This is a genomic window from Oceanobacillus sp. M65 (assembly GCF_052246275.1).
GTDB classification, from domain to species: Bacteria; Bacillota; Bacilli; order Bacillales; family Amphibacillaceae; genus Oceanobacillus_B; species Oceanobacillus_B jordanicus.
Genome location: NZ_JBQQCJ010000001.1, coordinates 1,446,213 through 1,460,946, shown reverse-complemented (window position 1 = coordinate 1,460,946; position 14,734 = coordinate 1,446,213). Strand labels below are relative to the sequence as shown.

Here is a 14,734-nt window from a genome sequence, read left to right as displayed (position 1 = left end):
GTTAAAGGCTAGTTAAAAAGAATTATAAAATACAAAAGATAAAAACAAATATTTAAGTAATAATACTCACGTAATTTGCCGGATTAGCAGGAAAACCAATAAGATTTATCGAAATAAATAAAGTAGTCAATATCTTGCTATATTCTGTAAAGTATTTAGTTCATAAGAACTCAACAACTTAGTAATTAAAACTTCTTAGAGTTTAAATTAATTTAATTTATTTTGGGGGTAATAGAAATGATTGGAATTGAGAAAATGGTTATATACAACTATAGAAAATTTTGTTGTGAGACAATTTCTTTAAATGACGAAGTCACCGCAATTGCTGGAGCAAATAATTCAGGGAAAACTTCTTTAGTAGAGTTAATGTCAAACATTTTCACAAAGGATAAAAGAGACACAATAAGAATTGAAGATATGAACAGTAAGGTACGGTTGAGAGACGAAGTGACCTTAGAAAATATTATAAAAAATGAGAGTTTAAAAAAAGACGATAAAATCGAGAAATTATTAGCTATACATAAAAAACTAAATAAGATCAAAATACATTTAACAATTAAATATAATGATAGTGATAATCTTGAAAATTTTTCAAGGTATTTAGCAGATGTTGATATTACAAAAAGAAACTTTTATTTTGTAATTGAGTTTGAATATACACCGACCAAAGAAGAAGATATTATTGATATTTTAAATAATGAAGCAGACTTTAAAGAAGTATATGCTTACTTACAATCTAAAATTTATTACTGTGATGAGAGTTTTGAAAACAAAGTTCAAATCACAGACAGATCTGATTTTATCAATTTGTTTAATTATCACTCTGTGTATGCTATTAGAAAGTTATCAGATACATCAGAGGAAAAGCAAAACTACTTAAGTAAACATTTACTTAAAACCGTCCAAAATAATGTCCAATGGAAAGATAATCTAAAAATATTAATCAAGAATATTAACCAATTATTACGTAAGCAAAATTTGTCAAATGAGATTGATACGATAACCCTTCATCATGTAGAGTCTACTTTAGAAAGCTTCTCAAAAACCAATGGCGGCAATGCTGGAAAGTTAGGAATAGATTTCAGATTAGAAAATGGGGATATAGAAAAAGTTTTACTCGATTTTATACATATTTATTTTGAGCAAGAGGAAGGTTTAAGAATAAAAGAACAAAAACAAGGTCTAGGTTATAGTAATCTAATTTATCTATTATTAGAAGGACAAATTTTTAGCCAGAAAATAGATGAAAAAAAGGTAAATTTACTATTATTTGAAGAGCCGGAAGCGCACCTTCACCCCCAAATGGAAAATATATTTATTAGGTATATAAGTGCTATAAACTCATCAACAGAAGAAAGTGAAAAAACGACAGAAGTAACTGAAGAAGTTGCAGGTTTAACAGAAGTCGCTGCTGGTTTAGCAGAAGTCGCTGCTGTAATTGAGGAAGATTCAACTAAAACAGAAGTTGAAAAAGAAGACAGTAATGAAGCAAACGAACAAAAGGCCTCTCCTTTCCAAATGGTAATTACAACCCACTCGAGTGAAATGGCCAAAACCATTAGTCTAAGTAATGTACGTGTATTGAGATCAAATGGACATACAGAATCAAAAGTGTTCGACTTACAAACTTTTATGAGTCTACCTAAGATAGACAGAAATTTTTATAATAAATTTTTCCAATTTAATATGATAGAAATGATCTTTGCAGATAAATTAATTTTATTTGAGGGAGATGCAGAAAGGTTATTATTAAAATACCTTATTTCAAATATACAAAAATACGAAGAGCTATCTTCACAGTATATATCTTATATACAGGTAGGAGGAGCATATGCTTATAAGTATTTAGATTTAATAAATTTCCTAGAAATAAAGACGTTAATTTTCACCGATATAGACTACGAATATAAGAAAGAAGACAATGAAAAAGAACCTGATTTAATTTTAGAGGAAATTCAAAATAGAGAAACTAGTAATTATACTTTAAGGAAGTTTATAGGCGAGTCTGTTATTTCCGAAATCTATAAGGAAGTTAAAACTACTCCGGATAAATTACTGTTGAACGCCAATGTTCATTTAAAATTCCAAACATATGCCGATGGTTATGCACGTACATTGGAAGATGCAATATTACACAAACTGCTAGATTACGAAACAGTTTTCTCAAAAATCACTAAAGAAGAACTAAAATTAATAATTGAGGACAAGAATTTAATAATGTCTAATACTACTAAAACTAAAACATCTTTAAGAGATAGAGTTGATAAATTAAATAATAAAACAGACTTTATGTACAGCTTAATCGAATCCGGTAATATTAATAACGCAATTCCTAACTATATAGAGGAGGGCTTAAATTGGCTGAAGGACTAGTTTTAAAAAACCAATTCAATTTAGTTAATGCACCTGCTGGTAGCGGAAAAACTACTAGCTTATCTAAAACTATAAGAAAATTAATAGCAAATCACAATAATAAAATACTATGTATAACTTTTACCAATAGAGCAGCAGAACAATTAAACGAAAAAGTTGACAGTAAACGAGTAGATATAAGTACGATACACTCCTTTATTGGAAATTTTATGAGGCCCTTTTTTAAACTCGAACCTATTTTAAAGTATTTCGTTGAATTTTATGAAAAGGATATTATAAAAACCTTAGAAAGTAATGCCGATACAGAAATAAATAAATTAAATAAATATAAAAAAAGATATAATTTAGAAGAGACTCATACAGTTACAAAACAAGATGTACTAGATAATATTAATTTTATAGAATATGGAGAAACACAATTCTCCTCATTTATCTACGGTAGGTTATCTCATAATGATTTGTTAATATTTTCAGAAGCTGTTTTTGCAAAATTCCCTAAGTTGAACATGGCAATATCACAAAAGTATTCCTATATTTTTATTGACGAATATCAAGATACAAATTCAGAGATACTAAAATTATTTTATAATACTATCTTAAATAGTGAAACAAAATTGGTGTTATTAGGAGATGAAATGCAACAAATCTATAAAGGTATGGTTGGGGATTTTCAAGATATAATAGATAGCAATTTCACCAGGGATTATTCCTTGAAATTGAACTGGCGTTCCCAAGAAAACATTGTCAAATTATTAAATAAATTATATTGTGATTCCTCTTACCAACAAGAGCCCCAGAAGGTACCAGAAAAAAAACCTAAATTACATATAATAGAGGATCTCAACAATATAAGTATAGATCAAGATACTTTGCAACTTGTACTGTATAATAGTGATTTGTTTAAATCTATAGGAGCACGTAATTTATATCTTTCATATAAAGAAAGATATAAATTTTATGACAAATACGATGCTAAAGAGATTTTATCCAATTTAACAATGGAAAATCCAGATGATTTAATCATTCTTTTAGTCTTTATTACAGAAATATCTTATCTACTAGAAAATAACCACCTTAGCAAGGTAGTTCATAAAGTAAATAACTTTAAATATGCAAATAAAGAATTATGGAAAATTAAGAGTCACTCAGACAAAATAAAAATAGCTAACCAATTAAGTGATTTAAAAGAGGTAATAAAAAAAGATATAACTATTGAACATTTATTAACTTATTTGTACAAAAATGAAATTGTTGATACAGCTTATATTAAAATGATTCTTGAACATTTAGATGAAGAACTAGATTTTAAAAATAAAATAAATAATGTAAAGTTTATTGAATTCACAAATTGTTATAAGGAAATGAAAAACCCCAAATTTTCCACTCAGCACGCTGTTAAAGGGGAAGGTCATGATAGCGTTGCTTTATTAGTAACTGATGGGAAGCAACCAAATGTGAAAATGTATTTGTTCTTAGAATTATTTTCTAAAGGATTATTTAATTATGAAGAGCTAAATCTTATAAATAAAGAAATAAAAAATCAAATTAATACTCTTAGCTATACTTTTGGCAAAAAAGTAACTGATTTAAAACCTGTCGATTATAACTACAATAGTCAACAGTTTGAAACATGTATTTCTAATATCAAAAGTTCTCTAATGAGAAACAAACAATTATTTCAAGATTTTTTTGCTGAGGTTTTTATAGCATATGACAGTAAATTAAACATATCAAATTTTAAAAAATGCATCTCTGCTACTAACCGAATTGAAGGAGTTTTGTTAGCTTATAAACTATTTTACGTTGGATGTTCACGCGCAAAAAGAAATTTAGATGTATATGTAACGTACAGTGACATTAAAAATTTTAAAAAGCCTTTTATTACTAAAATGAAAGAAATAGAATTCGAGGTTAAAACTCATGTAGATAGTGAACAATTACATGTCTAATTTAAGTAGCTTAGTTGGACAGTACTTCTTATTCTTTTAATGTGTAATCTTCTTTCTTGTATAGGATCGAGGATGGTGATTATTGTGAATGATCGTAGTTACTTCATCAAGTTTTGGTTCCAGACTAAAGAAAAAATTGTAGTTATGGTAAATTAATGTGAATTATGAAATTGTGCATACTTTATAGTTAGCATGTAGAAATATACTGAGAAGTGATGGGTTATAAGATAAACTTAACATTTATAATCCTATCATCCTCATTTTTTAACCATGCTACGCAAACTCGTAACCGGTATTTTATTAACTATAAATAATAGCGAGTTGCCTTTGTCAAGTCCCCAAAAGTAATAATTCTGCAAAAGTAGTGTTAATATTTCTTTCTGATAAAATTATATTAGTGAATTAAAATGAAGGCAATATACAATTACTAAACAATCTGAAGAGTATTACGTAGAGTTTGAATGAAGTTACTGATTAGCTGAAGTGTTACTTTATTCGGGCCTTTTTTAACATTTATTAGCTCAGTTGTTTGCAAAAAGTAGCACAAACTCTGCAATTAATTTCTGCCACTAGAATATACCACCATTGCCCTGATTTGTTCCATCCATTAGCATCACAATTTCACCACTTAATGTCAAATTTACCAGTGAAAACTATAGAAATAGTAGCCCAATAAGCCTAATCCTCCGCGGAGTTAAGCCTTTAGCATTCAGAAATCACACCTGATTATGGACTATATAGTTTGATTGTACTGCGCATTAATTTAAAGAGCCTGTTTAACTAACGTCCCAGTTAGTTGAAGAAGATTAAGGTGGTTATTATAATTAATCCTCTACTTAACAATAAAATTATAATTTCTTCTCTAAAAAGACTAATGATAGCTTTTTAGTACCCTAAGGCGATCGTATAATCAGGTTTTGACTACTGTAGCATCTCTTACAAGAATCCTTATTAGTTAAAGACCAATCTGATGGCGAACAAACAAAGCCACTAAATATTGCCAGTATAGTTCTCTAAATGAAGTGTTCCATTCGATTTTGAAAAACTTATCTAAGTCTGGCTGCATTTTTTTTAGCATTAAACATGCCCATACTTCGTTTGATACTTGGTTTATCTGACTAGCATCAGATATAGCATCTACCCAAAGTTCTATTTCTTTGGTTTCTGGATAATTTCTATTCCACTTCAAATACTCACTAATTTTTGCATCACAGTAATAATCAATACCTTCCCGATTTATCCCTGAAGATAAAGTATAGTAATAATCCTTTTTATTAAGTTCCATACCTTGCACTTTTTCAGCATACTGTAATAATTCATTTCTTTTCATATCTTGTAAGGCTTTTAGCTTTAAATCTCTATCGTCTCCAAAGGTATATTGCCAATTTACAAAATTAAATATCTCTTGTATTTCCCAAAATTCCTCTTCTTTTCCGTTATCGTATTTCCTTACTTCAATTTCATTTGGATAACGCTCCATAACAGCTCTTTTTAAATCAATCAAAAACTTATTATTCATACATTTTAAATTCTCTATTTTTTTATTCTTTAATTTATTTTCCTGTATTTTTATTAATTCCTCAACTTTGTTGTTTACTATATTCAGTTTATCGAGAATAATTCTTACGGGGTCAATTATATCTTTATCAATCCATATCCCCCGATATTCCATACTTCCTAAACCATTATCTGAGCTTTCATCTTTTTTCCTAATTTCTAAAATGATATCTCCATCTACATCTGGTTGTGAAAATCGATAACTACTTTTCATGCGAATATCTTCAAGATAAATTCCCTCCGTAATACTAAACTTCTCAAAAGATTTATCAGTGGTTTTTAAAGTATGTGCAGTCGTTAGGCTCCTCAAAGCACGAAAGTAATCTATTTTCTGTCGTTCTTCATCTTTATTTACTCCGTCTTTCTCATTCGAAGATCCATATAATTGATCATAACCACTTTTCACAACACTAAAGGTCTTCACTATTACATCAAAAGCACTTAATATTTGGTAAGCCTTAATAATAAGTTCATAAAACCAACTACTATCTTTAGATTCACCTTCATAATTTATTTTACCAATCAATCTGTTAATATCTTGTATTCCAAAACTTAAATTTACCTTAGCACTAAATATTAAAGATTTATTTTCATCTTTAGGATACAACTCAAAATATCTTAAAGAAAGGTCATTAAATTTATTATATAAATTTAAGTCAATTTTCTTAAACATATACTTTACCTCACAAAAGTTTTTCATTTTTTATATGAATTTATATGCATTCAAAGTACTCCATTGTTAAGTTACACAAATATAACACTATATAGTATTTAGCCCAATAGATAAAACTAACTATAAAATATATAATTACCGCAAGCGATACAACAAGGCTTAATAACATTATTGTGTTAAAGTTTCTAGTATACTATAAAAGTAATTCAAAATAATGAATTTCACATTAGATATTTAACGATTTGGATTAAAGTAGATAAACTTTCCCATAAAGACGATTAGGAACATTTTTTTACTTAGAGTTGAAAGTCCGCAAAAAACTGACGATTGTTATTAACAGCCTCGTTTAACTAAAACCACATATACTTGAACATAGGAGGCTCTTATTCAGCAAACTACCCCGTTCAAGAAGGAAAGTATTCCATTGGCTCAGTACAATGAACGTAACCATTTTTCTTGTAATAATTAATGGCTTCATCACTCGGCCATACAATTACGAATTCATATTTATTCTCTTTTATCCAATTGTTTATGGTACTTAATACTTTACTTCCAACTCCTCCATTTCGATATTCTGGAATTGTGTATACGTTGGTCATATACGCAAATGGGTGATTAACCCTACCAGGCCTTGGCACTTTATGTATTAATTCTATGTATATATGAGAAACAATTCTATCGTTATCCTCCGCAACCCAAATAAACCACTGATTATTACTTAGTGCATTTTCTAGGAATGTTTGACATTCCCTTTCAAATTCTTTATAGGACGCGTCTTTTTTGCTCTCATCAAATTCAATGGTATTATTCCAACGCATTTTTATTAATTGATTAATGTCTTTTGCTTCAGCAAGTCTAATATTCACTGATCTTCACCTCTCATATTCATATTTTTACTTATTCAACTATCCTGCCCCGTTAGTTTACTAAATTCAGAATAACACAAATCTTATTCAAAAATCATAGCAGAATATAGCGAATTGACGTTTAAACTTCCAGAATAATGCCAATCATTGTTTCGCAGTATACGTCTGTCTATTAAGAAAGACGACCACCTAGAAAGTGATGATCGTCTTCTAAAAGTTCATATTATTACCAGTATCTTTGTACTGTGTAACAACTAAAAAACTCCCACTGAGTGTCTGGTAAATATAATCTTAGAATAAATCAAATGATAAATTCTCAGGTTCGAAATAGATTCTTTCTATTCTATCTACTGCCTTTTCAATTAGTTTTGGATCAGTTAAGTGTTTATTACTCTCAAGCCATAAAGCTACTTTATCCTTAAGTTCTTCAGAGTTAAAATTCCCTTTAAATTTAAACCAATGTGTTATTGATAACGTTAAAAGCCCGTTGTAACTTTCAAACCCATTTATTAAGGATTTAACTTTTAGATATTCTAGATCAGACAAAATATCTTTCTTTTGTGGAAAATTCAATGTTATAACTTTAATTTTTGTTGGCTGGCTAGGATCGTTTACTTTAACTGGTTTTATATAATATTCGCTTAAAAGTAAAATTACTCTGTTAATGTCTGATAAGTAGGGCCCGTTATCTTTCATTTCAAACTTTAAATTTTCAAAGTTTAGGAAGTAAAAAAGAATATGGGTTTGAATATAACTTAACATTTGATCTTTTGAAGCCATATTGTAATCATTCATTAGGAGTAAAAGCTTCTTTCTATCAACAGTCAATTTAGGCTTTTTCTTTTTATTGCTTTCTTTTTGTTCTTTGGAGATAGTAGGTTCATAAATGACTATTTTTTTATCATTTAGAGGTTCTAATTTCTTTTCAATTAAGGGTTTCACAGTAACCCAATCAAGATTTCCATTGCCACAACCAAGCGCGGGCATAGCAATGGATTCAATATTATGTTCTATTATTATACTTTTTAGATCATCAAGACCTTCCTCTATATACTCAATTTTTGATGGATGACGCCAATGTTTTTTAGTAGGAAAATTAACTATATATTTTGTTTTTTCTTTATTAGGAATCTCGTATATAAAACTCTTACCGATGGTTAATTCTTTGCTTAGACATTTTTCTTTATATATTTGGAAGTTTTCAGGATAGCGTTTCTTAAATTCTAAAGCAATCCCTTTTCCCATAACTCCAACACAGTTAACTGTATTTATAACTGCTTCTACATGGCCTATTTGTTTAAAAAGGTCACCTTTTTCGTAAATAATCATTTTTTTACACTCCTTAAGTCCTATTAAATATGGTAAATTTAAAATAAAATACTTTTTAGGGAAGGTGCGGGACTATGGAAACGGTTAGTTCAGCTAAAGAACTGTTACTCTGTTCACATGTTACTAAGTATTTACCACAAAATTGTAAGTGGTGGTCAAATTATATTTACCATTTTTCTCATATTACAAACATCGCATCTATTCTAAATGATGGAATACTGTGTTCTAGAAATCAAGTTAACAAAAAGAAGATTGAAAACTTAAACGACAATGCTAGTAGTGATGTGATATCAGGGACTGTGGAAGAATATAAAGATTATGTTCGGTTCTACTTTAGACCCTTAACCCCTACACAGTTTCACAATGAAGGAATTAGGGCTAAAGTAGAAATAACTGAACTTGGAGCACATTGCCCAGTACCTGTATTTTTATTATTTGATACAGAAATATTGGACGAACCGAATGTATATTTTTCATATGAAAGCCTTGCCTCACATCATTATGTACCAATACATCAAGGTGTGGAAGAATTAGCTGAAGCACCGTTTAATTATATTTATCATAATGATAGCACATTTGGACTTGATGGGTCACAAATAAGGAAACATCGACAAGCAGAAATAGTAGTAAAGAATCATTGTAATTTGGATTATTTACAAAGAATTGTTTGTAGAACAAAAGCTGAAGCTGATACGTTAAAGCATCTATTAGACGACTTTGCTCGTCTGGAGTATCAAGATATGATTTGTTATATAGATGACGGTACATTTGATACAAAAGATTCTAATACTATATTTCATGGTGATTTCTTAAAAATTTTCGAGGTGTATCAGAGTAAGAGTCACTTAATAGTGGATTTTAATAGAAAGGACAGTTATTCAAGAAATATAGATATAAGATGGTTCGATAGAGGAGGAGAAATTTGTTCTTTTGCTAGGGAAAATTATATTATATCTGCTAATCAACTTAGTATAAATATGAATGATTTTATATTGAAGCGGGACCAGGTAGAATTAGCTATAAAATTAGACGGTAATTTAATTTATTGTAATAGTATCAATTTATAGTAATAAATATACAATAGATTATATGTTTGGATAATAATAACGCCGTTAAAAGTAATATTCTACTCGTATTACTCACATAACAATTCCCTCAATATAGAAGGGACCATCTCTAACATATATTTAATTAGTAGCAAGCGTTTGTCATTAAAAGGTACAAATTTTGTCACATGCGATATAGTATTCAATCTCTGTACATTTCATTGACCCTAATCAACAACAATTATAGATAATATTATATTCAAGCATAAGTCTTCAGAAAATAAAATCAAGCATAAGCTTTCAATTTTGAAAACTTATGCTTTAAGTCTCAGAAGACACAAAAAAACCACCAACATATGTATTGGTGGAGACGGAGGGAGTCGAACCCTCGTCCAGAGACATTGCCACTCAGGCTTCTACACGCTTAGTTGGTATATTATCATTCACTGTCACATCAGCCTACCAACAGGCTTTTGTGCAGCTAGTCTGATTGGTTTCAACGGTCATCCTCAGACGGTGGATGAACGTATAGCCCGTTTCAGTTGAGACCCTTCAATCTGCCACACGGGCGATAGCAGGAAGGATCGCTTAGCAGTGCTTACGCAGCTGCTAAAGCAGTGTTGTTGTTAAATTTGCCAGTTATATTTAGGCGAGTAACGTTTTACGAGCCGTAACCTCGACATGCGACCTGAGCTCAATCTATCCCTGTCGAATCCGTAACGTCCCCATAAAGGAAAACGCTCGGGTAAAATGAGCATTTATATAATTGTTTTAGTTCGTCATTACAATAAATAGTATACCATTTTTCGCGAAAAAGTCAAGAATTCAGGAGTGTTAGACCTATCTCATATGATCCTTAATCGCCCGGTCAACATCACGTTTCATTTGTTTCCGCTTCAGGTCTTCCCGTTTATCATACTTCTTCTTCCCTCTTCCAAGACCTATCAATACTTTGGCAAAACCATTTTTAATATATATTTTTAATGGCACGAGTGCGTAGCCTTGTTGCTGTGTTAAGCCGATCAATTTATCAATTTCCTTCCGGTGCAACAACAGCTTTCTTGTTCTCGTCGGATCATGGTTATACCGATTTCCCTGTTCATATTCTGCAATATGAAGATTAATTAGCTTTATTTCCCCACGATCAATTCTTGCATGGGAGTCTTTAATATTAACTCTTCCGGCACGAAGTGATTTAATTTCGGTACCTTGCAGTACGATCCCTGCTTCATATGTGTCTTCAATAAAGTATTCATGCGATGCTTTTTTATTTGTTGCGATTGCGTTTCCATGTCCTTTTGGCATCCGAATTTCCTCCTACTGCTTACGTGAACCTTATTCTATCAAAAAAAGAGGCAGAATCCAATTAGAACCCATTTAAATAATAAGTAGCAAACTTAATGCCATGACTGCCATGCCACCAATCAGCCCGTAGATCGAGATATGTGCTTCGTCGTATTTCTTTGCTGCAGGTAACAACTCATCTAGTGAAATAAACACCATTATCCCAGCAACCATTGCAAAGATAACCCCGAACATAATGTCATTTAAAAAAGGCATTAAAATTAAAAAGGCTACTACAGCACCAATCGGCTCAGCTAATCCAGATAAAAAGGATAGTTTAAAGGCTTTCTTTTTATCCCCTGTTGCATAATAAATAGGCACGGAGACCGCAATACCTTCTGGAATATTGTGAATAGCAATGGCGATTGCAATAGCAAGACCTAGTGCGGGATCCTGTATTGTGGATACAAAGGTAGCGATACCCTCTGGAAAATTATGAATCCCTATTGCCAAAGCTACGAAGGTTCCCGTCTTTAATAATTGTGGGTCTTGTATAACAGCTCCAGGTTTTTTCATATCTTCTATTTTCTTAAGTTCATGGGGGTTTGTTTGATTAGGAATCAAGCGATCTATAAACGTGATAAGTAGCATTCCAGCAAAAAAGGATCCAACAGTCAGCCAATTTCCTCCAACTTCTCCAAGCTCTCCAACAAGGGATTCTTTTGCCTTAACAAAAATATCAACTAAGGATACATAAATCATTACCCCTGCTGAAAACCCCAGTGCAAAGGACAAAAATTTAGTATTAGTTGTCTTCGTAAAAAACGCCAGTAAACTACCTATACCTGTTGCAAGGCCGGCAAACAGCGTGAATAGAAAAGCCAGCAGTACCTCTTCTGTCATGGTCGTATCTCCTTTGTTGTAAAATGTACTCCCCCCACAGTAAAGTAAGATGAATGAGTTTTGATGGGGTATTACATTTCCCACTGAAAAAAATTTTAATCCTGCGAAAGGAACATATTTTCAGCTTATTACATTTTTTCTTTTTGGAAGCTTGTTTTTTAAAAAATCAGATTTTTATTCACTCAAACTGACAGTGAGACCTTCACTTTATGGAAGGCGAGTAGTAATGAAGCTTTTTATGTGAGTCTAGTTCCGAATCATTCAAGGGAAAACTCTACCAAATTAAAGTTCCCTTTATTTCATTCCAGCTATTTAGTAGTGTAAGGGAACAAATGATTTACGTCAACAATATAATTTACCTAAGGCAAAAAAGATCAGAAAAACTCACTTTCGCCCTTTTTTAGCGAATGTGTACGTTGTTCTTATACTTGGGACTTCAAAATTTCAACTACGTCGTCTTTGCTTCTTATCTAAAATTTTATACTTTCCTAACGTGCAAAAAAATATAGCACTGATCTCATTAATCAGTGCTACTTTTGTTATCTAGATCTTTTATTCTTTGTTTTCTTTCTTTTATTGTTATTTGGATTTTCAACTCGGGCTATTTCAAAATCAACCGCCCGTTCATCCGTATTTACACTAGCTACCTTTACTTTTACTTCGTCACCAATTCGGTAAACCTTCGCTGTTCTTTCTCCAATCATCGCATGTCTTCGTTCGTCGTAATGATAGTAGTCATCTGTTAAATAACTAACATGAACAAGTCCCTCAATGGTATTTTCAAGTTCAACGAATAATCCAAAGTTGGTAACGGAGCTGATAACCCCAGTGTATTCTTCGCCAATTTTGTCTTTCATGAATTCTGCCTTTTTCAGATCATCAGTCTCTCTTTCGGCATCGACTGCTGTACGTTCTCTTTCACTTGTATGTCTAGCAATCTCCGGCATGGCTTCTTTCCAATAATTCACTGTCTTCTGGTCCATTTGCTTATTGATTAAATAGGTCCTAATAAGCCGATGAACGATGAGATCCGGGTAACGCCGGATTGGTGAAGTGAAGTGTGTATAGAACTCTGTAGCCAGCCCAAAATGTCCAACGCTTTGGGGATCGTATTTTGCCTGCTTCATAGAACGAAGCATTAATTTAGATACAATCATTTCCTCTGGTTTATCTTGGACATCTTCAATTACTTTTTGTAAGGCTTGTGGGTGCACTTCATTGCTCGTACCTTTCACTGTATATCCGAGACTTGCTAGAAATTCAAAGAAATTTTGCAGTTTACCTTGGTCTGGCTCTTCATGAATCCGGTGAATAAATGGGACATCCATCCAATGAAAATGCTCTGCAATCGTTTCATTTGCTGCTAGCATAAACTCTTCGATTAAACGTTCTGCTACAGAGCGTTCTCTTAGCACAACATCCTGAGGTACTCCTTTTTCATCCACCAATACTTTTGATTCTTTAAAGTCAAAGTCAATAGCCCCACGGCCCATACGTTTTCGGTTGAGTACGGACGCAAGCTCACCCATTTGTTCAAAAAATGGCACGAGATCTTTATAGCGCTCCATTACTTCCTCATCTTTATCGACAAGTATTTTATTTACATCACTATACGTCATTCGTTCATTTGTTTTAATAACACTTTGGAAAATCTCATGATTGACAATATCTCCTGAGGAGGTAATCTCCATCTCACAACCTAATGTTAATCTATCCACTTTGGGATTTAACGAACAAATACCATTTGATAGACGGTGCGGAATCATCGGGATAACCCGATCTACTAGGTAAACACTCGTCCCTCTGTCAAACGCCTCTTTGTCAATTGGGCTGTCTTTGTCAACATAGTAACTAACATCAGCAATATAGACACCAAGCTTGTAGTTTCCATTATCTAATCTTTTAACAGAAACAGCATCATCCAGATCCTTTGCATCCGCACCATCGATGGTGACAATCGTTTCATCTCGTAAGTCACGACGCCCTTGTAATTCTTCCTCTGCAATGGTCTCAGACGTATTTGCAGCCTGCTCTAGTACTTCTTCAGGGAAGTCAACTTTAATGCCATGCTTGTGAATAATGGAAATAATATCAATACCTGGGTCGTTTTTATGACCAAGTATATGAATGATTTCCCCTTCGGCACTTTTATGCTTTTCCGGATACTTTGTGATATGAGCAATCACTTTGTGTCCGCTCACAGCACCGTTTGTGGAACCTTTCGGAATGAAAATGTCATTGGGAATACGTTTGTCATCTGCAATTACAAACCCAAATGAACGATTATCCTCAAATGTTCCAACTACTTGAAGTGTGGCACGCTCCAATATGCGAATTACTGTTCCCTCTGGTCTTTGGCCATCCTGATCCTTCTTTTCAAGGCGGACAAGCACCTTATCATTGTTCATAGCAGATGCCAAGTCTGAATGATGGATATAGACATCAGTCTGATCCTCATCGTCTGGGATGAGGAAAGCGAATCCTTTTGCATGCATTTGGATCCGTCCTCGCACAAGATTCATCTTCTCCGGAAGACCAAATCTATTCTTTCTCGTGCGCACAAGCTCTCCATTCTCCTCAAGCTCATTTAGTGCTTTAACTAATTCCTTGAATTCAACTGCGTCTTCAACTTCCAACACGTCTTCCAATTCATCTACGGATAATGGCTTCGTACCGTTTTCTTTAAAATAATTTCGTAATCTCTCTTTCATTCGCTCACCTTCTTTCTTTATTATTATTTACCTTTTATAAGAG

9 protein-coding genes and 1 other RNA gene are annotated in these 14,734 nt (G+C 32.2%); 3 read left to right on the top strand and 7 right to left on the bottom strand.

Features of this window, described 5'->3' with window-relative positions:
* Positions 1–237 precede the first annotated feature (237 nt).
* Together ACTWPF_RS06875 and ACTWPF_RS06870 are read left to right on the top strand one after the other, a co-directional pair.
* A complete protein-coding gene (locus tag ACTWPF_RS06875) occupies positions 238–2,373 on the top strand; it encodes an AAA family ATPase (RefSeq protein ID WP_443148768.1) in 2,136 nt (711 codons plus the stop codon).
* Entirely contained in the window at positions 2,358–4,322 is a 1,965-nt protein-coding gene (locus ACTWPF_RS06870; RefSeq protein ID WP_443148767.1) for a UvrD-helicase domain-containing protein, read from the top strand. The genes ACTWPF_RS06875 and ACTWPF_RS06870 overlap by 16 nt, the downstream gene beginning before the upstream one ends.
* Before the next feature lie 955 nt (positions 4,323–5,277).
* On the opposite strand, the gene ACTWPF_RS06865 is transcribed toward ACTWPF_RS06870, so the two are convergent.
* The 3 genes from ACTWPF_RS06865 to darG form a co-directional block, all read right to left on the bottom strand.
* The gene (locus ACTWPF_RS06865) at positions 5,278–6,552 is read right to left on the bottom strand and encodes a hypothetical protein (RefSeq protein WP_443148766.1); all 1,275 of its coding nucleotides are present in this window, start codon (positions 6,550–6,552) and stop codon (positions 5,278–5,280) included.
* A 404-nt stretch (positions 6,553–6,956) separates the two neighbouring features.
* Positions 6,957–7,418, bottom strand: coding sequence for a GNAT family N-acetyltransferase (locus tag ACTWPF_RS06860; protein WP_443148765.1), 462 nt, complete (start codon positions 7,416–7,418; stop codon positions 6,957–6,959).
* Between the two features lie 291 nt (positions 7,419–7,709).
* Positions 7,710–8,747 carry a type II toxin-antitoxin system antitoxin DNA ADP-ribosyl glycohydrolase DarG gene (darG, locus tag ACTWPF_RS06855; protein WP_443148764.1) on the bottom strand — a complete coding sequence of 346 codons (1,038 nt, stop codon included), beginning with the start codon at positions 8,745–8,747 and terminating at the stop codon, positions 7,710–7,712.
* Between the two features lie 74 nt (positions 8,748–8,821).
* Between darG and ACTWPF_RS06850 the strand changes: the two genes are divergently transcribed.
* Positions 8,822–9,814 (top strand): DUF4433 domain-containing protein, encoded by a 993-nt coding sequence (locus ACTWPF_RS06850; RefSeq protein ID WP_443148763.1) that lies wholly within the window; start codon positions 8,822–8,824, stop codon positions 9,812–9,814.
* Between the two features lie 341 nt (positions 9,815–10,155).
* Here the strand turns inward: ACTWPF_RS06850 and ssrA are convergent.
* The 4 genes from ssrA to rnr all read right to left on the bottom strand — a co-directional run bounded on the left by ssrA (position 10,156) and on the right by rnr (position 14,691).
* Positions 10,156–10,520, bottom strand: a transfer-messenger RNA (tmRNA) gene (gene ssrA, locus ACTWPF_RS06845).
* A gap of 113 nt (positions 10,521–10,633) precedes the next feature.
* Complete coding sequence (gene smpB, locus ACTWPF_RS06840; protein ID WP_036574966.1) at positions 10,634–11,098, bottom strand: SsrA-binding protein SmpB; 465 nt, start codon at positions 11,096–11,098, stop codon at positions 10,634–10,636.
* Between the two features lie 72 nt (positions 11,099–11,170).
* Positions 11,171–11,980 (bottom strand): zinc transporter ZupT, encoded by an 810-nt coding sequence (gene zupT / locus ACTWPF_RS06835; RefSeq protein ID WP_106897307.1) that lies wholly within the window; start codon positions 11,978–11,980, stop codon positions 11,171–11,173.
* A gap of 539 nt (positions 11,981–12,519) precedes the next feature.
* Complete coding sequence (gene rnr, locus ACTWPF_RS06830; RefSeq protein WP_443148762.1) at positions 12,520–14,691, bottom strand: ribonuclease R; 2,172 nt, start codon at positions 14,689–14,691, stop codon at positions 12,520–12,522.
* Positions 14,692–14,734: the final 43 nt, after the last annotated feature.

Excerpts from the sequence above, each read along its gene's own strand:
- smpB (WP_036574966.1), bottom strand. The coding sequence starts at position 11,098 with ATGCCAAAAGGACATGGAAACGCAATCGCAACAAATAAAAAAGCATCG.
- ACTWPF_RS06865 (WP_443148766.1), bottom strand. The coding sequence starts at position 6,552 with ATGTTTAAGAAAATTGACTTAAATTTATATAATAAATTTAATGACCTT.
- darG (WP_443148764.1), bottom strand. The coding sequence starts at position 8,747 with ATGATTATTTACGAAAAAGGTGACCTTTTTAAACAAATAGGCCATGTA.
- ACTWPF_RS06850 (WP_443148763.1), top strand. The coding sequence starts at position 8,822 with ATGGAAACGGTTAGTTCAGCTAAAGAACTGTTACTCTGTTCACATGTT.
- rnr (WP_443148762.1), bottom strand. The coding sequence starts at position 14,691 with ATGAAAGAGAGATTACGAAATTATTTTAAAGAAAACGGTACGAAGCCA.
- zupT (WP_106897307.1), bottom strand. The coding sequence starts at position 11,980 with ATGACAGAAGAGGTACTGCTGGCTTTTCTATTCACGCTGTTTGCCGGC.
- ACTWPF_RS06875 (WP_443148768.1), top strand. The coding sequence starts at position 238 with ATGATTGGAATTGAGAAAATGGTTATATACAACTATAGAAAATTTTGT.